The organism is Wolbachia endosymbiont (group A) of Acrocera orbiculus (assembly GCF_947250015.1).
Lineage (GTDB): Bacteria > Pseudomonadota > Alphaproteobacteria > Rickettsiales > Anaplasmataceae > Wolbachia > Wolbachia pipientis.
In genome coordinates this window covers 211,099-231,226 of the sequence record NZ_OX366272.1, presented here as the reverse complement: position 1 = coordinate 231,226, position 20,128 = coordinate 211,099, and the positions used below count along the sequence as shown (strand labels likewise).

The following is a 20,128-nucleotide window of genomic DNA, read 5'->3' as shown; positions in this document are numbered from 1 at the left end:
TTAAATATAGAGCCTCAGTGGTGCTTAATTTTTTCAATTGATGGTGACTAGTAGCCCTACTATGATGTGGATCTATGCTCGCTTATAACTAAAATTTCACTTCCACCAAGGGGATATTATTCCAGCTATTGCTTCCATAGTCATCAATAGAAGCGTTTAAGTAATCTGTATCAAAGCGCACGGGCACATCAAATTCAAAGCTCGCAGTGATTATCACATCTTTTACTGGTGGCTTCATAAATGTTATTTCTCCAGTTGAATAATTTACTGAATATTCACTCTCTTCTTTACCATTTAAATAAATCTTTACTGTCCCATGTACTGGCTTTTTGATCATACGTATATGCTTATCTTCCCCACTTACATAAGTTTTGATTAGCTGAAAAGTCGTTTTTTTGTTATCTCCTATACCAATCTCTTGATTAATGGCTATAAAATCCGACCAATCCTTAAAACGAAACCCTATTGCTTTACCTTTTCGTGCATGAAAAAATGTTATTAGTTCTAGTAGCTGCTCGTTTGATCTGACCCCGTAAGCTATGTTGTATCTAGTGCGTGCATGAGACCAATTGATGTTGCGCTGTTCACAACCATTGTGAGTTGTTACAACGTCAGTGGAAAATTCCGGTCCTCCAGTGGAACCATAAGATATATTTTCTGGAAATCTAATTTCTGTGAATGACATATACCCTCCTGTGAAAGTAAAATAGTTTGGTTGAAGAAAATGTTGTAATTTGAAAGCGTTTCACATAGTAAATGACGCTATGGAAAGTGGATGAGACTACTGAGTTAAACTGCTGTCACACCCACAGTTACTATACTCAGGTTCATTTGAGTTGTCAAGCAAAAAAATAAAATTTTATGGCAAACTGTAACTAGCCTTGCTTGTGACTTAATTCATCTACTTTTTTGCGTAATACATTCAAATCAGTTGCTCCTACAAACAGGCTATCTCCAATTATTAAAAAAGGTGTACCACCTACTCCCAAATCTCTTACTAGAAGCCTACTGTTGTTTATCATTTGCTCAATTTTGTCCGCGTTATCTTTTATGGAATCATTAAAATCGTCCTCATCAATTCCTATGTTTTTCACTATATCCAATATGCTTTCGTCTGAAAATTCTCCTTTGTGACTTAAAGCAGCATGGTGAAAATCGAAATATTTTTCTTTATCGAGAAAATAGACAGCTAAAGCACTTTTTGCTGCCTTTAAAGAAGCGTTACCAAGTATTGGAGCATCCCTAAAGATATACTTAATTTTGCCGTTGTTAATTAACTGCTTTATATCATTCTTTATAGCTTTGCAATGTCCACAAGAATAGTCAAGGAAGCCTACAGCTATAACACTACTATTTTCATTTCCGGAGTAAGGATAAGTAAGGTCAAATATTTGATCCTTGTATTGTGAAATTTTACTTTTGGTTACATTATCTCGAGCAGCGTAACTACTTTTAATCGACTCCTCTTTGAGAGTTCTTACGATCTTATCAAAATTTCTGCTTATATAATTATCTAATTTCTCACCTATATAATCATCGCTTAGCATTTGGCTGCGATTTGAAAGCCAATTGTTTATTATCGGCAAGCTTGCTATTGCTATTATTAAAATTAATAAAAACGATATTCTAGACATACAATTTATTTAAAAACCTACAACATAAAACTTTTAGTACACATTTATCTGTATATTAAAAGAAGCATCTAATGTTAATATATAAAAACATTTATATCAAGTGTATTTTATAGCTGGTTTTGCCTCAAATGCAAACTTTACACAATAAAACTCAAGCACATTACCACAAAGTTCATCAGAAGACTTGGTGATGCAAGTGACAAAACTACCTCCAGAATAGCCAATTATGAGATGCTCTATCTTTTACCGCCACGCTGTAAATACGGCGGTAAAACAAAGTTGATAATTTTATTCCGCTGTGTATAATTTCAACAAACTCCGCGGAATAAACATATGAGTGAACCAATAATTGGCAGAGAAAAAGAAATAGCTATTCTACAAGACAAACTTCTTTCTCAATCAGCCGAATTTATTGCTGTTTATGGTCGGCGTCGTGTAAATGTTGTATTATCTGCATTTTATCAGCATAATATAGAAGTAATGTAATGCAGATATTATGCCGATGCCGAATTATACGATTACTTCTAAAATTGCTAGTTGTCTTATAAGGATTGAAGCAGCAAAAGAAAAAGTGTTACATTTGCCGCTCACTGTATCAATGCTTTTGTCTCTTCGTGAAACTGCACGGCTTTATACCACACACTATTCTACTATGATTGAAGGAAATCGACTTGAGCCTAAACAGATTGAAGAGGTTTTAAGTGGTAAAAGCCACTTTCCAAAATATAGGAGAGATGAAAATGAGGTTAAAGGATATTATGCAGCTTTAACCCAAGTTGAACAATGGGCAGCAAGAGGAATACCTATTACTGAGAAGGCTATTCAAACACTGCATGCTCTAGTAATGGCAAGTGGAAAACCTAAAGTAAAACCAACCCCTTATCGTGATGGTCAAAACGTTATTCGTGATAGCCGTACACGTGCAATAATTTATATGCCACCTGAAGCAAAGGATGTACCAAAGCTCATGAGCAGTATGATTGATTGGATTCGTGGCAGTGAGCAAGTGCCTTGCCCAGTTATTGCAGGTATTGCTCATTATCAATTTGTAACAATTCACCCTTACTATGACGGTAATGGTCGTACTGCAAGATTGCTGACTACATTAATTTTACACCTTGGTGGATATGACCTAAAAGGACTGTACTCATTGGAAGAATATTATGCTAAAAATCTAGGGGCTTATTATGAAGCAATAACATCGCACAATTATTACATGGGGCGAGCTGAAGCAGATATCACTAAGTGGGTGGAGTATTTCGTAGAAGGTATGGCAAATTCATTTGAGAACGTTTTACAACGTATAAATGAAGAAGAATACCACACTGATCAGACTGATCTTATACGTAAGCTTGATCCTAAACAACGCAAAGCTCTTGAGCTCTTCCAGGAGTTTTCCGCTATTACAGCTAGTCAGGTTGGCGAACTATTTAATTTTAAGCCTCGTACCAGTGCGCAACTTTGTAAAAAGTGGGTGGAAATGGGGTTTATCAAGATTGTAGATTTTTCCAATAGAGGAAGGAAATACAAAATTAGTAAGCAATATGAAGATTTGATCTCAAATTAACTGAAAGCTCGCTAGACAGTGCATAGATCAAATTTCAATAAAGTGCTTGAAAACTAGATATAAACTTAAAATTTTAAAAACTGGAATATGTACAACAACTTACGCGACTTCATCAAAGCCTTAGAAGAAAAAAAAGATCTGATTAGTATTAAGGAGGAAGTTTCAACAGTTCTTGAAATGACAGAAATTCACCGCAGAGTTTTGTCAAACAAAGGACCAGCTATCATCTTTGAAAATGTTGTCACAGAAAACGGCAAAAATTCGATTCCAGTTTTAGTGAATTTATTCGGTACTATTGAAAGAATTGCCTTGGGACTGAACATAAATCCTGGTGAGCTAAGAGATCTTGGTAAACTTTTAGCATTTTTGCAATCACCTGATCCGCCAAAAAACTTTAAGGATGCTATAAAAATGTTTCCTTTGTTGAAAGTTGTGTTATCGATGCGAAGTAAAATAGTGAGCAAGGCTCCATGTCAAGAGGTAGTGCTAACCGGAGATGAAGTGGACCTAAGTCTACTGCCCATTCAAACATGCTGGCCAAATGAACCTGCACCACTTATCACCTGGCCAATTGTGGTAACGAAAGGACCCACGAAAGAAAAGCAAGATAATTTTAATCTTGGAATATATCGTATGCAGGTTATAGATAAAAAAACAACACTAATGCGTTGGCTTGCACACAGGGGTGGCGCAACTCACCATAAGCGTTGGAAGGAAGAAGGCAGAAATATGAAATTTCCTGCTGCTGCTGTGATCGGTAGTGATCCTGCAACGATTATTGCTGCGGTAACTCCAGTGCCAGAAACATTGTCAGAATACCAATTTGCTGGACTACTGCGAAAGAAGCCGCTTGAGCTGGTAAATTGTAAGACTATTCCACTTCAAGTGCCAGCTCACGCGGAAATCGTTCTGGAAGGCTATGTGAGTTTGGATAGATATCAAGATGAGGGACCATATGGAGACCACACTGGCTACTATAATTCTGTTGAGCAATTTCCAGAATTTAATATTACTGCAATTACTATGCGTAAAAACCCGATATATCTTAGCACTTTCACTGGCAAGCCACCTGATGAACCATCGATTCTTGGTGAAGCACTCAATGAAATTTTTGTGCCCATTCTTATCAATCAATTTCCAGAGATAGTGGACTTTTATCTGCCACCGGAAGGTTGCTCATATAGAATAGCGATAGTGTCGATAAAAAAATCCTATCCAGGGCAGGCAAAAAGAATTGTTATGGGCATACTTTCTTTTCTAAAGCAGTTTTTATACACGAAGTTTATTATCGTTGTTGATGATGATATAAATATACGTGATTGGAAGGAAGTGATGTGGGCAATGTCAACAAGGATGGACCCTGTGCGTGACACAATCATGATAGAAAGTGTACCTATTGATTATTTAGACTTTGCTTCCCCTGAAAGTGGACTTGGAGGTAAAATGGGATTTGATGCGACAAATAAAATCCCGCCTGAAACCAAACGAGAGTGGGGAAAGAAAATTGAGATGAGTGAGGAAATAGTAAGGAAAGTCGCGGAGAAGTGGGAGGAATATATGGACTAGACTTCTTGCATAAAAGCAGAAAAAAGTTTGGCGTTTTTTATAATGCCGCATTAACTGATAATTGTGCGTCACAGTGCCCTCTTCTTGTCATCCGAGTAGCTGACACTGGTTCACTTTATGATGGTGTCATGAAAGTAGCCTCCTTCCCCTGTCATCCCAGTGCCCAGACACTGGGATCCAGGTTGCTCACAAGCAAACTAGCATAGAAAGTGGTTACAACGTTTTCGATGAGATTATATGGAAAACTGGATCCCAGTGTCAGCTACTCGGATGACATCATCCTTTTTTTGGGATTCCAGCGTCACGCGCTGGAATGACACCTTCCGTATAAACATTAAGAAATTTACCAAGCGGAGAAAAAGGCAAAAGAAGCCCCGTGGTTGGCTAATTATAGCTCTTTCGATAAAAGTCCGGATGTGATAGGATAAGGATAGATGATGATAAGGAGGTTGAATGCCAGCAGCATATAGTTATGATTTAAGAAAAAAAGCAATGGAAGCGCTAGACGAAGGAGAAAGCAGAGAAACAGTGGCAGCAAGATTTAAGATTGGACGAACTACTTTATGGGAGTGGCAGCAAAGAAGAAAAGAAACAGGAGACTTTCAATCAAAAAAACTTGGAAATGGGGGTTACAATCACAAAATTACCGACTGGGATACCTTTGCCAAATTTGCCAGAGAACACGGAGGAAAGACTCTATCGGAAATGGCTAAACTTTGGAACAACGTTAGTATCCAAACGATCTATCGAGCCCTTAAAAAAATTGGATTTACGCGCAAAAAAAGACATATGGATACAAGGAAAGAAACGAAGAAAAACGTGCTGAATTTTTGAAAATTATAGCGACAAAAGAACCTAAAAACTTAGTGTATATAGATGAGTCTGGCATTGATAACACCGAAGACTACCCCTACGGATATTGCCAGAAAGGACAGCGGTTTTATGCCTTAAAATCTGGAAAGAAAACTCAACGAATCAGTATGGTTGCAGCCTTAAGTGGAAGAAAGATAGTTGTTCCGTTAACCTTTGAAGGCCACTGTAATATGGATGTTTTTAATGGATGGTTTGAGCAATTTTTGACACCGATCTTGGAACCTGGACAGACTGTCATTCTTGACAATGCTACTTTTCATAAGTCTGATAAGATTATCGAGCTTGCTAAAGGGGTTGGTGCAGAAATTTTGTATCTGCCGCCTTATTCTCCAGATTTCAACAAAATTGAGCATCATTGGTTTGCTATAAAAAACAGAGCCAGGAAAAACATTCCTCTATTCGAATCCTTTCTTCGTGCTGTTGATTCTGCCTTCCTATGACCTGTTTGGACTATTATGAGAAATGCTATACTACATAAGGCCTAATTTCCGGAAGATCAACTTTTTGGTGAACATAAGGTTTTTCGCATATTACAAGCTCTCCTCCGCATTCGCAAATATTAGGCAACTCTATTTTTACTACTTTATCCGCTTCCATTGTGGCATGAAAATTTCCTTTATGCCCAACCTGATCGCCAACATTCCTTTCGCTTTTTGGCTTGTCCTTTTTTATTTTGTATAGCTCTTTTGAGCTGGGCAGGGATGAGTTTTTTGAATTTAAACCGAGCCTTTCCTTTAATTCAGCGTTCTCTATCTTTAAAGCTTTATTTTCTGCTTTTAAGTTTTCTATCTCTGCTTTCAGTTTTTCTATTTTTTGCTGTAAATTTTTGCAAAGTTCTAAAAGGTTTACCACATTAGTTATCTAAGTGAGGAAAGTCACCTCTCCCCACTCGACTTCGAAACCGGACTTGTGACTTTCACCACATCCGGCTTCTCTCTAACTTGGTGTTTGTCATACACACTCCTATGTAAATAATCATGGCAATGCCCGTGCAATAAAGACAAATTTCCTATGGTATTATTGTTCCTATTTTTGTCTTGATGATGCACTTCAATTATGTCCTCTGACCTAAAATATAGCTGACAATAATTACATTTACCCTGTTGCATCTTCAGTAATTTTATCACTCTTAGTGACTTATCTGGTACTCTACGACTGCTCCAATATATCCAGTCTCCATCATATGGAGATTTTGCTCCTCTCACTTTGATATGCCGCTTAATAGCATGGTCTCCATGTTTGATAAGATATTTTCCATTACTTGTCATAAACCTCCAATTATCATTCTTATACCTTTTAAAGTATTTCCTCTTTATCCAGTATTTGCCTTTATTTGTATGTTTACGTACTGCCCATTTCCATAGTTTTCTAAACATAACGCTATCTAGTAACTCGAAGACTTTCCTTGAAATCACTGAAGTATAATATTGACACCATCCTCTAATAAGTGGATTTAGGTTTTTTATAATAGCTTCTTGTGGTGCTCCACACATTTCTTTAAGTTTGTACTTAGCGGTTAATGTATATCGTTTTATAGAGTTGCGGCTCGGTTTTATTAGTAACTTGTATGTTTTCTTACCTTGTTTTACTGTATGCTGTCGTATTGTAAATCCAAGAAAATCAAAGCCTGGTTTTTTTTCCTTTAGAGGATTCAATGAATGAGAAATTTTTGTCTTTGATGACTTTAATTCTAATCCAATGGTTTTTAACCATTCCTTAATTAAAATCTCTGCCTTAAGCACAATTTGCTTACTTTCATGAAATACCACAAAGTCATCGGCATAAGTAATTATGCTGAGTGATCTTTTTGCCTTTTCTCTACATGATCTACCAAGTTTTTCTTTTCTATAGCTTCTTATCTGATCTGCCATTGTTTCTTTTAAATAGCTTTCTAAACCATTTAGAGCGATACAGGCGAGCAATGGAGAAATTGTTCCTCCTTGGATAGTACCACTTTCAGTTGGTTTATATATTCTATTTTCCATAACACCTGCTTTCAACCATCCTCTTAATATTTTCTTTAACGTTGGTGTGGTATTGAGCTTTTCAAGTAGTTTATTATGGTTAATATTGTCAAAGCACCCAGATATATCAGCATCTAAGATGAATGCTGTCTTTCGACTCAACGCTTGAAATATTGCTTCAATGGCGTCATGACATGATCTACCAGGTCTAAAACCATAAGTGTTTGGCTCAAATTTTGCCTCCCACTCAGGTTCTAAAGCCATTTTTACAAGTGTTTGTTTTGCTCGACACGATATAGTGGGTATCCCCAATGGGCGTTTCTCATTCTTTCCAGGTTTTGAAATCCAAATGCGTCTTGATGGCTTTGCTTTCTCCCTTATATCTAAGGAGTTTGCCAATTGCAATCTTTCTTTTTGACTAAGGTTAGCTTTTCCATCAATACCTGCAGTTTTTTTCCCTCTGTTGTCCTGAGTTACCCTTCTAACTGCTATCGTTCTTGCACTTGTTGATTTGAGTAATAATCTCTGAAGATTGTGCATCTTTTTGATATCATCACATTGTGAAGCTCGGTAAATTCGTTTTTGTAGCTTAAACGAAAATTTCTCTAGCTTGCGCCAAGGAATTTCATTCCATTCATACCTAACATTTTGTTGGCTCATAACATATTCACTACTATTTACAACTTTACCTTCCAAATTACAGTGTCCACGTCTGCATATCCTAGACATTACCCTAGGCATTAGCTTCTTAAACAATCCCTCCACACAGAGACTTGCGGTTGGCTACCTGCTTGTTACTCTTATAAAGATTAACAAGAGCTTCCATGTGGTTACTCCGTTCCATGAAACCATTTCGTGTTGGATTTAGGTTCTTACTTTTTGCCGAGAGATCGGAAACATCTTGATTAAACGTGAGCATTTTAATCATCCATTCTCTGTACCTTTTGGTTTATGCGTATCAACCTTTTTTTTCGCATATTTGCAATGACGACAATTCAAACATAAATTTCTTTCGTAACCATATCTAACTCTTCTCGAGAGGATTTATTATAAGGTTTAATATTACTCCCTTTTAGTTCATGCTTGCACCCTAGAAAATTGCCAATTTCCTAAAATGTGAACTATGATTTCAACCAGATGTTATGGTGGATGGAATTTAACCATCATGATTTCATGACATCGGATCGCACCCTCACTTTTGCTCTATGATTATCTTTATTATCTTGCTTTGTCTACCTTATTCTACCACTCCGCTGAACGGATACAATTTACTAAACAGAAAAAAAGGCAAAAGAAACCCTAGGGTAGCTAGTTATTCACTATCCATTTTTTAAGTTGGCGTTTTTTAATGTTTTAAATAGCGCATTTCAGCTTATATTAGGTAAAAACCTAGAAATTTTATAAAGACATAAGGTGCACATAGTGCAAAAAATTAAGCATGATTTACGCCAAATACATTAAGTTTTTTGTCATTAATCCACTGCAGAGATTGCGAAGATAAATAAATAGCTTCAGTGTTATAATAAGGGGGCTGGCGAAGCTTGTCAAGGAAGTTTTTATGATTTATCTAACGAACTTTACACTTGCTAAAGTTGTACCATCTTGGTAACTTTAACTGAAAGAAGTTATTTTTTATCCAATATGAAAAAAGCCTTTATATTCACATCCTTAATAGCAATTATATTGATAGTTATTACTTATTTATACAGAAACGACGGAACTAATGACTCACAAGTGGTAAATGTTTATTCATCGCGCAAAGAAGAATTAGTACGTACTTTGTTTGATGAATTCACGAAAAATACAGGTATTAAAGTACGTTACATCATTGATGATTATTCTCAGCTACTTTCACGAATGGAAAACGGTGGTGAAGCTGACTTATTTTTGACTGCTGATGCAATCAACTTAATTCTAGCAAAAAAAAGAGGACTTTTATCTCAAGTAGATTCAGAGGTTTTAAAAAGTGTTATACCTGCAAGATTTAGAGACAGTGAAGATTATTGGTTTGGTCTTACAAAAAGAGCTAGGATATTGGTTTACAATAAAGAGTCAGTAGACCCTAAGGACTTAAGTACTTATGAAGATTTAGCAAATGAAAAATGGAAAGGAAAAATATTAGTGCGTTCTTCTACAAGTCCATATAACAGATCGTTAATTGCTTTTATGATTGCAAATAATGGTTTTGAAAAGACGAAAGAATGGGTAAGCGGAATTGTGAGCAATATGGCAAGAAAACCAAGTGGTGGTGATACTGATCAAATTTACGCCGTAGCAGCGGGTGAGGGAGATGTTGCAATAGTAAACAGCTACTACTTTGCGAGAATTCTTTCATCAGAAAATAAAAAGAATGTTGCAGACAAGCTAGGGGCTTTTTTTCCTAATCGCAACGATCACGGTGTAATGGTAAACATCAGTGGTGCAGCAGTAACAAAAAACGCAAAAAACAGGGAAAATGCTATAGTCTTATTGGAATTTTTAGTAAGCAAGCAGGCTCAAGAGTTATACGCTAAAAAAAACCAAGAATATCCTATTATTGAAGGCGTTGAAACTTCCGATATACTAAAATCTTGGGGAAATTATTCACAAAGTGATTTGCCTCTAAGTGAACTTGAGAAGCATCTTTTTGAGGCTGTTATGATAGCGGATGAGTGTAAGTGGAAGTAATCCCCAGCGCCACTAAACATTGGGATGAAAGATTTATGCTAATATACCTTACTCTTGACTCGCTGAACTTTTTCTTCCTTCTAACTTAATTTTGACTTTACTATCTTTTTCCGTTCTTTCACCAAAACAATTGCTGCACAAGAAGTATATTGAAAAAAGGTAATAAGAAAGTAGAATAGGTTCAAGTAGTTGAAAAGGAAACTATGAACAAGAGAAGGAATTTGTTAAACATCTCAGACCTTACAGTCGATGATGTAGAAAATATAACTAAGTTGGCCAACCAGTACCTTAAAAAAGAAGTTGCAAATAGTCATATCTTGGAAAATAAGACAGTAATAAATTTATTCTTTGAAGATTCAACGCGTACACTTGCGTCTTTTGAAATAGCAGCAAAAAGCCTTGGAGCAAATGTTGTAACTTTGCCAATAAGATCTTCTTCTATTAACAAGGGAGAAGATCTAAAAGACATGATCAAAACATTAAATGCAATGAATCCTGATTACATAATAATCAGGCATAAAAGTAGTGGTATCATTAATACACTGGCAAAGTATGTTAACTGCTCGCTAATCAATGCAGGCGATGGAAGTAGTGAACATCCAACTCAAGCTCTTGCAGACTATCTTGTAATCAGCAATCACAAAAAGCAAATAAAGGACCTCAAAGTTGTGATATGTGGAGATATTCTCCACAGTAGAGTTGCAAGATCAAATATAAGATTGCTAAAAATGTTTGGAGCAGAGATAAACTTGGTCGCACCACCAACTTTGATTTGTAAGCATTTTCCTGAAGTAGATTCAGTCCATTATTCATTAATTGAAGGTATAAAGGATGCTGACGTAATTATGCTTTTGAGATTGCAGAAAGAGCGCATGAATAATAGTTCTTCAGAGAAAGAATATTTTTATTTGTATGGACTTGATTCACAAAAGCTATCATACGCAAAACCAGATGCGATTGTTATGCACCCAGGGCCAATAAACAGAGGGATTGAGATTAGCAGCGATGTAGCAGATTGTGTTATTTTACAGCAAGTAGAATTTGGATTGGCAATACGTAAGGCAGTGTTGCACTATTATAGGCCTTGCTAATATTAAAAGATGCTACACAACTAATGCAAAAAGGGGGGGCATGAAATGACAAGGCTTGTAAATGGTTTGAGAATGGCCATTAAGATGTTAAGGCCGAGGATATGGTGTGGAAGTTTTTACGAAAGCCTGAAGTCAATCAACAACCTTGCAGAACGGCAAATTAGACGGCTATCGTAAAAACAGCTTTTTCACCTGGTCGGAACATGGAGAAAGATTTGTGGAAAGAATGTTGTCGATATTTTTGACATCACGTCTCAATGGCCAAAATCCCTTCCAAAAGTTACGACTGCTTAGTTCTTTATTCATTCTCACAATCCGTGAACGGTTACAACCTGGATTCCAGTGGGCTTTGTTGCATCGCTAGCTATGATGGATTAAAGATAAAAAAGATAGGGAATATCAGTAGCTTATTATTCTGGTATTTATAACAAGAACGGTCAATGAATACCTAAATTTGAGTAAAAGAAATTTCACTACCATTTACCAATCCGGCTAAAATTCAAGAATTTCAATGCTTTAGCTATTTTCAATAGAATTAAATTTATTAATATAAATAACAAATTACTATTCTTAAATTTGATCAGATTGATTGCAAAAAAACAAGATTTTCAATAGGTTGCTTATAATCCTAACTATAGTTAGCCTTTCATAAGTAGCGATGCAACAAAGCCATTCCAGTGTCAGCTACTTTCATAACACCATATTACCTTAACAAAAGCAAATGTTCGTACAGATGTGCATCAGCTACTTTCATCTGCCACCTGCAAATTGCAATGTTCGTACAGTTATGTGTCACGCTACTTGGATGACACCGTTGAAAGAAATGAACCGCCTTTTCAAAATTGTTTTGAATAGAGGAATAACATTCACAAGTAAAATTTCATATTACCATTTTTTAATTTATGTATTATAATAAGCTTAATCTATAAGAAAAACAAAGTTGGAAAAGTTGGAAGAACTAAGCAAAAACTGGGTGATAAGAACGGGAAGATTTTTATCTTCATTGTTTTTTTTACTGTTGATTGCGCTATCAATACGTAGTTTTTTATTCGAGCCATTTCATATACCTTCTGGTTCAATGAAAAGCACCCTACTTGAAGGGGATTACATTTTTACTAGTAAATATTCATACGGTTACAGTAAACACTCCTTTCCATTTTCTCCAAACATTTTTAGCGGCAGGATTTTTTATACCCCTCCAAAGCGTGGCGACATAGTAGTTTTCAAACCCACAAGAAATGACAGCATCAGGTTTGTTAAGCGAGTAATAGGAACACCAGGTGACAAAGTGCAAATGATAGAGGGAGAATTATACCTAAATGATCAGAAAGTAGAGCGAAGGCAAATTGAAAGTTTTTTTGATTATGAGTCAAATCGTAACATACCAAGATATATAGAAACGCTTTTAAGTGGCAAGGAACATGAGATTTTGGTAGATGACATTTCTAATAAGCTATCATATAACACTCCGGTTTATTATGTACCTAACGATCAATTTTTCGTTATGGGAGACAATAGAAATAATTCTTTAGATAGTAGGTTTCCTGAAGTTGGTTTTGTACCAATGGAAAATATCATTGGGCGTGTAAGCATAGTTGGTTTATCATTTAAATTAGGAAAGGTCGATTGGTTACCATTTAATTTCAGGTTACCTGTTGCTTTGAGATTAAATAGGGTATTGCACAAGGTTGTGTAAGCTTTTTCTACCTATTTGTTAATTCACACAACTCTAAAGAAGAATTTTCTAACTCGGCGATAGTGTTGTTAATTTCATTCAAGTCATTGCCTTGTAAAGCGTTTTTTGCATTTTGTAATAGGTTTTTCAACTTTTGATCAGTGGAAAGGTTATTATTGTTTTCAACCAAGTGTATGAGTTTATTTCCATTAATTTTAGCACCTGCAAGGGAACGAGCCTTCATATCTTCGTCAAAACTGTTTATTGACTGGTTAACCATATTTTGAACATCAGCTTCACTCAAGCCAAAACTTGAATTTACTTTAACTGTCTGCTCAATTCCAGTAGTTTTTTCTCTTGCAGTAACAGTCAAGATTCCGTCAACGTTAACTGTAAATTCTATTTCAACTCTTGCAGAACCTGCAGGCAGTGGCGGTATACCTTTTAGTTCAAACTGCGCTAGAGATTTGTTATCCTCTATCATTTCACGTTCTCCCTGACAAACATGAATTTTCATTGCTGTTTGCCCATCAATATAAGTTGTAAACTCTTTTGTTTCTGAAACTGGCAGTGGCGTATTTCTTGGTATGATTTTTTCAACTATGCCTCCCATAGTTTCTATGCCAAGTGATAGAGGTAAAACATCCAGGAGAATATTCCTATCTTTTGAGCTCGAAGTTAAATCATGAGCCTGCAGAGCTGCCCCAATGGCAACTGCTTTATCTGGATCCACGTCATTTAGTACTTTATTTCCAAAGAGTTTGACTAGTGAATTTTGAACCAATGGTGTTCTAGTTGCGCCACCAACTAAAATTACTCCTTTTATATTATCAATTTTAAGATCTATGTTGCTTATAGTACGAGTGACTATATTGATAGTCTTATTGACCAAAGAACTGATTGCCTGCTCGAATTCTTCTCTGGTAATTTCGCACTCAAATGGCTTGCCGTTAACATTAAATTCAAAGATACCTATAGTGTGATTGCTTAGGTACTCTTTCACAGAGCGTGATTCGATAAGTAAGGAATTTAGTTGCTTAGCCGTCTTTTCTCTATACTTATCAATCACAATTGAACTCAGCAAATGATCAAAATCATCACCGCCGAGTTTGGTGTCACCACCAACCGCAAGGACTTGAAACACTCCTTGGTGCAATTTCAATATCGAAATATCGAACGTTCCGCCACCAAGGTCATAAACTGCATATATTCCACTGCTATTGTTCTTTTCAATGGAGTAAGAAAGCGCTGCAGCGGTTGGCTCGTTAACGAGGCGAAGAACTTCTATTCCAGCTAATTTTGCCGCATATTTGGTTGCGTTACGTGCTGAATCGTCAAAGTAAGCTGGCACAGTAATCACTGCTTTTTTTACTTTCATCTCTATAGACTCTTCTACCCTCTTGCATAAAGCTTTTAATATCTCAGCAGAAATCTCAACAGGAGTAAGATACTTCTCCTCTGCGCATTTTATTCTAATAACTTTTTCGCTTTCATGATCTATTTCAAAATTGACGCCTTCTTTATTTAATTCTTCAACACTTTTACCCATTAAACGCTTTATTGAGTAGATTGCATTTTGACCGACATCGTAGCCAGTTTTCAATGTATTATTTTCATATGAAAGAGCAGAAGGCAGTAGCTCTCTTCCTTGTTCATCTTTAAATATCTCCACATTGCCAGCTTTATTTACCATGGCAATTAAAGAATTGGTAGTACCAAGATCTATACCAAAAACTACTTCACTTGAATTTGGTTCAGAAATTTGAATTGGTTGCATTCTTTTTCACCTCCTCAAATGACTTATATAAATATTTCAATCTTAAGACCTGTGTAGCAGCTCCATCAAAATTCTTTACAGCAAAAGTGTTAATTAGGTTTTTAACGCAATCTTTTATTTTTTCATCAATCATCCTGCTTGCAAATTGTAGATCGTCGCAGTCTAGTAAGTACTCTCTTATTTCTATTGATTCATTTAATATTTCAGAATTCGGATGATCCTTTGCCACACCAAAAAGATTCAACAAATGCTCAGCACGTTTTAGCGGTGACTTTAGTATCTGATAAGCTCTGTTAATATTTTCCATGTTTTGGGACTGTCTTTCATTTATATCAGTCCTGCTTAGCTCGATATATTTTTTCTCTAACTCATCAAAACTGATATTGAAAGCTGGTTCGATTTCAAACAATGTAAAATAGTTGCTAGACATGAAAACTCTCTCCACAACCACATTTTCCTTTCTCATTAGGATTTTTGAAAACAAAACCCGATGAAAATTTTTCTTCTACATAATCCATTTCAGAGCCAAGAATAAACATGACGGACTTTGGATCGATCAACACTTTAACTTTTTGGCCATCACTACAGTTTTCCTCAATTATCGACTCTAAAGGACGAATATCATACGCATATTCAATGTCATATTTTAAACCAGAACATCCTTTTTGCTTAATTAGCACTCTTATTCCTATTGCTTCTTCAAGGTTAGTATGCTTTTTTTTGTCCAATAAATACCTTACCCTTTCCACTGCATTTGCAGTTATGGTGATAAGTTTTTTATTCTTTGTTACAGTTTCACCTCCGCCTACTTCTTGATATTCACTCATGCTTCTTAATTCTTTTGCTTACTTTGATAATCATGAATAGCAGCTTTTATAGCATCTTCAGCAAGTACCGAACAGTGTATCTTCACTGGAGGTAAAGACAACTCTTCCACTATTTGAGTATTCTTTATCTGTGTAACGTCACTGATGGTTCTTCCCTTTATCATCTCTGTTAACAAAGAACTTGAAGCAATGGCAGAACCGCAGCCAAAAGTTTTAAATTTTGCATCTTCAATAACACCTTTGTCATTGACCTTTATCTGCAGTTTCATTACATCACCGCACGATGGTGCACCAACTAGACCAGTGCCAACATTTGGATCATTTTTATCCAGAGAGCCAACATTCCTTGGATTTTCGTAATGATCTAATATTTTCTCATTATAACTCATAAAACTACCTGTGAACCACTACATTTATTATAACACATTTAAGTTAAAAACTAAAGTAAAATACACTAGTATCACGGGAATTTTACTTTCAGAATGCACGTAAAACGTCGTATTTAACTTTACAAATACACGTAGTGCGTGTCATTCTTTATATTGTAATTAAGTTTGAATTTTAAAAGGAGTATCCCTTGAGTTTGTTTAGTAACCTTTATAAAGGCTTGTTGAAAACTTCTTCTCGCTTTAGCGACGGGGTGAAAAGTATTTTTTCTGGCAAAAAAAAATTAGATCAGTCGCTTTTAGATGAGCTAGAAGAATTGCTAATTAGCATGGATATTGGTCATAAAACTTCTAAGTTGATTATCGATAGGCTCACAAGCATCAAGTTTGACAAGGAAGTTGAGTATAATATTATCACGCAGCAATTAGTGAATGAAATAGAAGCTATATTAAATCCAGTCGTGCAGCCGTTAGTTTTGGATAAAAAACCCCACATAATAATGGTATGCGGAGTAAACGGTAATGGTAAAACCACAACTATAGGTAAGCTCGCATATAAATATAAGGAGATGGGAAAGTCCGTTATGCTTGTTGCATGCGATACATTTAGAGCTGCTGCTAGTGAACAATTAAACATTTGGGCAGAACGCTCTGGTTGTTCTATCGTTACTGGAGAGTACGGTAGCGATTCTGCGAGTGTGGCATATAGAGCTGTAAGTCAAGCTATGAAAGATAGCGTTGATGTTGTTCTAATTGACACAGCAGGAAGGCTGCAAAATAATGTGAACCTTATGGAGGAATTATCAAAAATATATAGAACGATAAAGAAATTGGATGACACTGCCCCTCATGACGTTATTTTAGTTCTTGATGCAACTACCGGCCAAAATGCTTATAGCCAATTAGAAGCATTTAGCAAAATGGTTAATGTTACCGGGCTAATCGTAACAAAGTTAGATGGCACTGCTAAGGGCGGAGTGGTAATTGGACTTGCAGAAGCTTATAAGATAAAGTTACATGCTATAGGAATTGGCGAAAATATAGAGGACTTAAGGGAGTTTACTAGCAAAGAATTTGCTGAAGCGTTATTTAATTGTAATTAAAAATTTCTCTTAATTCCCTTACGTGACCAAGCTTAATTATCTCAATATCGTGAGAAGAGTAATTACCATTTTTAGGCATAATTGCTTTTTTGAATCCTAACTTTTGTGCTTCTTTTAGTCTGAGATCAGCATGCGAGACATTCCTAATTTCTCCTGAAAGTGCAACTTCACCGCAGATTATTGAAGAAGTTGGCAGCGGTAAATTTACTACACTTGAAATAAGGGAAGCAGCAACAGCAAGATCAGCCGATGGTTCCTGTATTTTGAGTCCCCCTGCAATGTTTAGGTATACCTCTTTATCATGCAAAAACATTTTGCAACGAGCATTTAGCACTGCGATGATCATAGCCAATCTATTAATATCCCACCCAACTACTGCCCTTCTTGGGGTTGCCATATTAGTCCCTGCTATTAATGCTTGCACTTCCATTAAAATTGGTCTTGAACCTTCAATTCCTGCAAATACGGCGCTGCCAACTACTTCTCTGTCATGGGCCATCAGAAACAATGATGATGGGTTATCAACAGGCACAAATCCTGCTTCAGACATCTCAAAAACACCAATTTCATTTGCAGGGCCAAATCTATTTTTAATAGTACGTAAAATGCGGTATTGATTGCTATTTTCACCTTCAAAATATAATACCGTATCCACCATATGCTCCAAAGTTTTAGGTCCAGCTATTTGTCCATCCTTAGTTATATGACCAACTATTAAAAGAGAAATACCATATTGTTTCGCAAGAATGGTTAATTCATGTGCGCAAGTGCGGACCTGAGTTACAGTTCCTGGTGCTGATGTAATTCTGCTATCATACATTGTTTGTATAGAGTCAATTACTAAAAATTTAATACTTTTATTTTCCTTTATTGTTGCTACTACATCAGTTAAAGACACTGTAGATAAAAGCTTAATTTTAGGTTCATTTATCTTAAGACGCTTTGCTCTGAGACTCACTTGCTCTAAAGATTCCTCGCCAGATACATAAAGACATTCAAAAGAGGAAAGTTGCACAACATTAGCTGCAATTCTAAGCAAAAGGGTGGATTTCCCAATTCCAGGTTCGCCACCAATTAAAATGCTAGCACCTTGAACGATACCCCCACCAAAAACTCTATCTAATTCTTCTATTCCTGTTAAAAAACGACTTGGAGTGATAATTTCGCTACCCGATAACGTCTTTATTAAAATTGGTGCAGATATACTTCTTTTGCCCGTTTTTACTGCTATTTCCTCAACAATTGTATCCCAATTGTCACATGCGATGCACTTCCCTACCCACCTACCAGTGCTGTGACCACAGGATTGACATACATATACAGTTTTCATCAAAGCCAAAATTATTTTGTTGTAATTGTAATAAAAATTAGCTGAATATGCGAAGTAAATCTATAGCTAACCCAAGAAAGGGTTCCCTATGTCATACCGCGATTCATTCGCGGTATCTCAAAGCATAGATCCCGCTAACACGTAGCGGGATGACGAGGTCATGCCACCGCGCGAACCGTCATACCGTCACGGTATCTCTAGATCCCGCTAACACGTAGGGGAATGACGAGGTCATGCCGCCGCAAACCGTCATACCGCCGCGGTATCTCTTAGCCGCTAACACGTAGCGGGATGACGGTTGTCGTTTAGCTACAAACGTTAAGAAATTTACCAAATGAAAAAAAAGGCAAAAGAAGCCCTGGGGTTATTATCCGCTTTAAAATATTGGCGTTTTTTATGTTTTAAACGCTTGACAAGCAAGATTAAGCTGCTTTTAATTGCAACTAACTTACGCTGCAAATGTTTAAGAAATTTACTAAGCAGAAAAAAAGATAAAGAATCCCCGAGTTAGCTAGTCTTTTACTATCTCTGTCGAGTATTGGCATTTTTTGATGTCTTGTAACGCTTTATAAGCGCGTTCAGCTTATTTAGATAAAAATCTAGATGTAGATGAAGTTTTGTAAAGACATACAGTATCTATATACTGCAAAAAATTGAACATAAGACGCCGATACATTAAGTAATCCTTACCTTTTAATCTGCAGATTGGCGAAAGCAAATACAATAGCTTCAGTTTCATGATAAGGGGGCTGGCGAAGGGTGTCAAGCAAGTTTTTTGTTTCTATTCCCAATGTTATATGGTTATGTAAGAGGTTGTCCACAAACCAGTAAATCAAGCATATTCCCTACTTAACATAACTTTACTCATAGCCAGATATATGAAACTTTCAGTAGATGTTGTAAGTAAATCGTACTCCTTTGATAGCCTTCTATTTCTATTGATCCAAGCAAAAGTCCTCTCTACCAACCACCTTCTCGGCTGTACTGAAAATCCAGGATCCCGTTGTGGCAATAGTTCTAGTGGTGTATCTTTATGTACCCAAAACCTACATGGAGGCCTTTTGATAATTTCAATATCTATCCCATATTCTCTCTTTACGTAATCCTTTAAATCTTTTCCTTGGTATCCCATATCAGCCCACATTTTCTTAATATTGCTGTATTTTTCCTTCATATTGTCCAATGCCATCTTCACCCCATCTCTGTCATTTTCGCTTGCAGCTCCTACATAGCAACCAAGCACAAATCCTTGAGTATCTGTGATTATATGTCTTTTTCTCCCCTTTACCTTTTTCGCACCATCATAACCTTTGACCCCCCTTTTTCCGTGGTTTTTACCGATTGACTGTCCACTATGCATGCGCTCGGCTTCCCATTTTTGACCTACTATATTTAGTGATATCATAGTTCATTTTCTCAAAAATTCCCTGCTTTTTCCATCTTCTAAACTGTTCATGCACAGCCTTCCACGGCGGAAAATCGTATGGTAAATAGCGCCATTGACATCCTGTGCACAGTATATAAAGAATTGCATTTACTATCTCACACTTACTGTATTTTGGTGGCCTTCCTCCTTTCTTGTACGATACTCTGAAGTGTTTTTCTATTCTTGCCCATTCCCTTTTACTTAAATCTGTTGGATATTTTTTCCTCATCTCTTACCTCAAT

General features: G+C 36.3%; 17 protein-coding genes and 2 pseudogenes. 9 read left to right on the top strand and 10 right to left on the bottom strand.

The genetic code is table 11. The features are described 5' to 3' along the window. Positions 1-88: 88 nt before the first annotated feature. Both OOL03_RS01190 and OOL03_RS01185 read right to left on the bottom strand, forming a co-directional pair. Positions 89-685, bottom strand: a complete 597-nt coding sequence (locus OOL03_RS01190; protein ID WP_264329612.1) for a TIGR02217 family protein — start codon at positions 683-685, stop codon at positions 89-91. Between the two features lie 190 nt (positions 686-875). Then, the gene (locus OOL03_RS01185) at positions 876-1,634 is read right to left on the bottom strand and encodes a DsbA family protein (protein WP_264707449.1); all 759 of its coding nucleotides are present in this window, start codon (positions 1,632-1,634) and stop codon (positions 876-878) included. Positions 1,635-1,967: 333 nt separating this feature from the next. Between OOL03_RS01185 and OOL03_RS01180 the strand changes: the two genes are divergently transcribed. From OOL03_RS01180 to OOL03_RS01160, 5 genes are all read left to right on the top strand, one after another. Further along, positions 1,968-2,120 carry a hypothetical protein gene (locus tag OOL03_RS01180; protein WP_007548541.1) on the top strand — a complete coding sequence of 51 codons (153 nt, stop codon included), beginning with the start codon at positions 1,968-1,970 and terminating at the stop codon, positions 2,118-2,120. A gap of 16 nt (positions 2,121-2,136) precedes the next feature. Continuing rightward, positions 2,137-3,201 (top strand): Fic family protein, encoded by a 1,065-nt coding sequence (locus OOL03_RS01175; protein WP_264707448.1) that lies wholly within the window; start codon positions 2,137-2,139, stop codon positions 3,199-3,201. 87 nt (positions 3,202-3,288) lie between these two features. Further along, on the top strand, positions 3,289-4,767 hold the full coding sequence (locus OOL03_RS01170) for a UbiD family decarboxylase (RefSeq protein ID WP_264707447.1): 1,479 nt from the start codon (positions 3,289-3,291) through the stop codon (positions 4,765-4,767). A 237-nt stretch (positions 4,768-5,004) separates the two neighbouring features. Beyond that, complete coding sequence (locus OOL03_RS01165) at positions 5,005-5,187, top strand: hypothetical protein (protein ID WP_264707446.1); 183 nt, start codon at positions 5,005-5,007, stop codon at positions 5,185-5,187. Between the two features lie 33 nt (positions 5,188-5,220). Further along, positions 5,221-6,080 (top strand): IS630 family transposase gene (locus OOL03_RS01160; RefSeq protein ID WP_264707034.1). Its coding sequence is split into 2 segments (ribosomal slippage): positions 5,221-5,545 and positions 5,545-6,080, totalling 861 coding nucleotides; the frame shifts between segments, so codons are not numbered across the junction. A gap of 28 nt (positions 6,081-6,108) precedes the next feature. Here OOL03_RS01160 and OOL03_RS01155 read toward each other — a convergent pair. Beyond that, a pseudogene (locus OOL03_RS01155) lies at positions 6,109-6,492 on the bottom strand (DUF6444 domain-containing protein); the annotation flags it as partial. Positions 6,493-6,515: 23 nt separating this feature from the next. Continuing rightward, positions 6,516-8,345, bottom strand: coding sequence for a group II intron reverse transcriptase/maturase (gene ltrA, locus OOL03_RS01150; RefSeq protein WP_264707445.1), 1,830 nt, complete (start codon positions 8,343-8,345; stop codon positions 6,516-6,518). 900 nt (positions 8,346-9,245) lie between these two features. On the opposite strand from ltrA, the gene OOL03_RS01145 reads away from it, so the two are divergent. The 3 genes from OOL03_RS01145 to lepB all read left to right on the top strand — a co-directional run bounded on the left by OOL03_RS01145 (position 9,246) and on the right by lepB (position 13,058). Continuing rightward, the gene (locus tag OOL03_RS01145) at positions 9,246-10,271 is read left to right on the top strand and encodes a Fe(3+) ABC transporter substrate-binding protein (protein ID WP_010082338.1); all 1,026 of its coding nucleotides are present in this window, start codon (positions 9,246-9,248) and stop codon (positions 10,269-10,271) included. A gap of 203 nt (positions 10,272-10,474) precedes the next feature. After that, on the top strand, positions 10,475-11,362 hold the full coding sequence (locus OOL03_RS01140) for an aspartate carbamoyltransferase catalytic subunit (protein WP_006280416.1): 888 nt from the start codon (positions 10,475-10,477) through the stop codon (positions 11,360-11,362). Between the two features lie 949 nt (positions 11,363-12,311). Next, on the top strand, positions 12,312-13,058 hold the full coding sequence (gene lepB, locus OOL03_RS01135) for a signal peptidase I (protein WP_010962911.1): 747 nt from the start codon (positions 12,312-12,314) through the stop codon (positions 13,056-13,058). A gap of 7 nt (positions 13,059-13,065) precedes the next feature. Here the strand turns inward: lepB and hscA are convergent, their stop codons facing one another. Genes hscA through iscU form a run of 4 tightly spaced genes read right to left on the bottom strand, consistent with a single transcriptional unit; the run spans position 13,066 to position 16,030 of the window. Then, positions 13,066-14,814 carry a Fe-S protein assembly chaperone HscA gene (gene hscA / locus OOL03_RS01130; RefSeq protein WP_264707444.1) on the bottom strand — a complete coding sequence of 583 codons (1,749 nt, stop codon included), beginning with the start codon at positions 14,812-14,814 and terminating at the stop codon, positions 13,066-13,068. Continuing rightward, complete coding sequence (locus tag OOL03_RS01125; RefSeq protein ID WP_264705220.1) at positions 14,792-15,244, bottom strand: iron-sulfur cluster co-chaperone HscB C-terminal domain-containing protein; 453 nt, start codon at positions 15,242-15,244, stop codon at positions 14,792-14,794. Before OOL03_RS01125 ends, hscA begins: the two co-directional genes overlap by 23 nt. Beyond that, entirely contained in the window at positions 15,237-15,641 is a 405-nt protein-coding gene (locus OOL03_RS01120) for a HesB/IscA family protein (RefSeq protein ID WP_264705221.1), read from the bottom strand. The genes OOL03_RS01125 and OOL03_RS01120 overlap by 8 nt, the downstream gene beginning before the upstream one ends. A gap of 5 nt (positions 15,642-15,646) precedes the next feature. Continuing rightward, positions 15,647-16,030 carry a Fe-S cluster assembly scaffold IscU gene (gene iscU, locus OOL03_RS01115; RefSeq protein ID WP_007548853.1) on the bottom strand — a complete coding sequence of 128 codons (384 nt, stop codon included), beginning with the start codon at positions 16,028-16,030 and terminating at the stop codon, positions 15,647-15,649. Positions 16,031-16,218: 188 nt separating this feature from the next. Here iscU and ftsY point away from each other — a divergent pair, with 188 nt between their 5' ends. Further along, positions 16,219-17,130, top strand: coding sequence for a signal recognition particle-docking protein FtsY (gene ftsY, locus OOL03_RS01110; protein WP_264705222.1), 912 nt, complete (start codon positions 16,219-16,221; stop codon positions 17,128-17,130). On the opposite strand, the gene radA is transcribed toward ftsY, so the two are convergent. Both radA and OOL03_RS01100 read right to left on the bottom strand, forming a co-directional pair. Continuing rightward, positions 17,117-18,460, bottom strand: coding sequence for a DNA repair protein RadA (radA, locus tag OOL03_RS01105; RefSeq protein WP_264707442.1), 1,344 nt, complete (start codon positions 18,458-18,460; stop codon positions 17,117-17,119). The genes ftsY and radA overlap by 14 nt on opposite strands. A gap of 832 nt (positions 18,461-19,292) precedes the next feature. Next, positions 19,293-20,115: pseudogene (locus OOL03_RS01100) on the bottom strand (IS5 family transposase). Between the last annotated feature and the right edge of the window lie 13 nt (positions 20,116-20,128).

Coding starts and splice junctions, on each gene's coding strand:
- OOL03_RS01190 (WP_264329612.1), bottom strand. CDS start 685: ATGTCATTCACAGAAATTAGATTTCCAGAAAATATATCTTATGGTTCC.
- OOL03_RS01185 (WP_264707449.1), bottom strand. CDS start 1,634: ATGTCTAGAATATCGTTTTTATTAATTTTAATAATAGCAATAGCAAGC.
- OOL03_RS01180 (WP_007548541.1), top strand. CDS start 1,968: ATGAGTGAACCAATAATTGGCAGAGAAAAAGAAATAGCTATTCTACAA.
- OOL03_RS01175 (WP_264707448.1), top strand. CDS start 2,137: ATGCCGAATTATACGATTACTTCTAAAATTGCTAGTTGTCTTATAAGG.
- OOL03_RS01170 (WP_264707447.1), top strand. CDS start 3,289: ATGTACAACAACTTACGCGACTTCATCAAAGCCTTAGAAGAAAAAAAA.
- OOL03_RS01165 (WP_264707446.1), top strand. CDS start 5,005: ATGGAAAACTGGATCCCAGTGTCAGCTACTCGGATGACATCATCCTTT.
- ltrA (WP_264707445.1), bottom strand. CDS start 8,345: ATGCCTAGGGTAATGTCTAGGATATGCAGACGTGGACACTGTAATTTG.
- OOL03_RS01145 (WP_010082338.1), top strand. CDS start 9,246: ATGAAAAAAGCCTTTATATTCACATCCTTAATAGCAATTATATTGATA.
- OOL03_RS01140 (WP_006280416.1), top strand. CDS start 10,475: ATGAACAAGAGAAGGAATTTGTTAAACATCTCAGACCTTACAGTCGAT.
- hscA (WP_264707444.1), bottom strand. CDS start 14,814: ATGCAACCAATTCAAATTTCTGAACCAAATTCAAGTGAAGTAGTTTTT.
- OOL03_RS01125 (WP_264705220.1), bottom strand. CDS start 15,244: ATGTCTAGCAACTATTTTACATTGTTTGAAATCGAACCAGCTTTCAAT.
- OOL03_RS01120 (WP_264705221.1), bottom strand. CDS start 15,641: ATGAGTGAATATCAAGAAGTAGGCGGAGGTGAAACTGTAACAAAGAAT.
- iscU (WP_007548853.1), bottom strand. CDS start 16,030: ATGAGTTATAATGAGAAAATATTAGATCATTACGAAAATCCAAGGAAT.
- radA (WP_264707442.1), bottom strand. CDS start 18,460: ATGAAAACTGTATATGTATGTCAATCCTGTGGTCACAGCACTGGTAGG.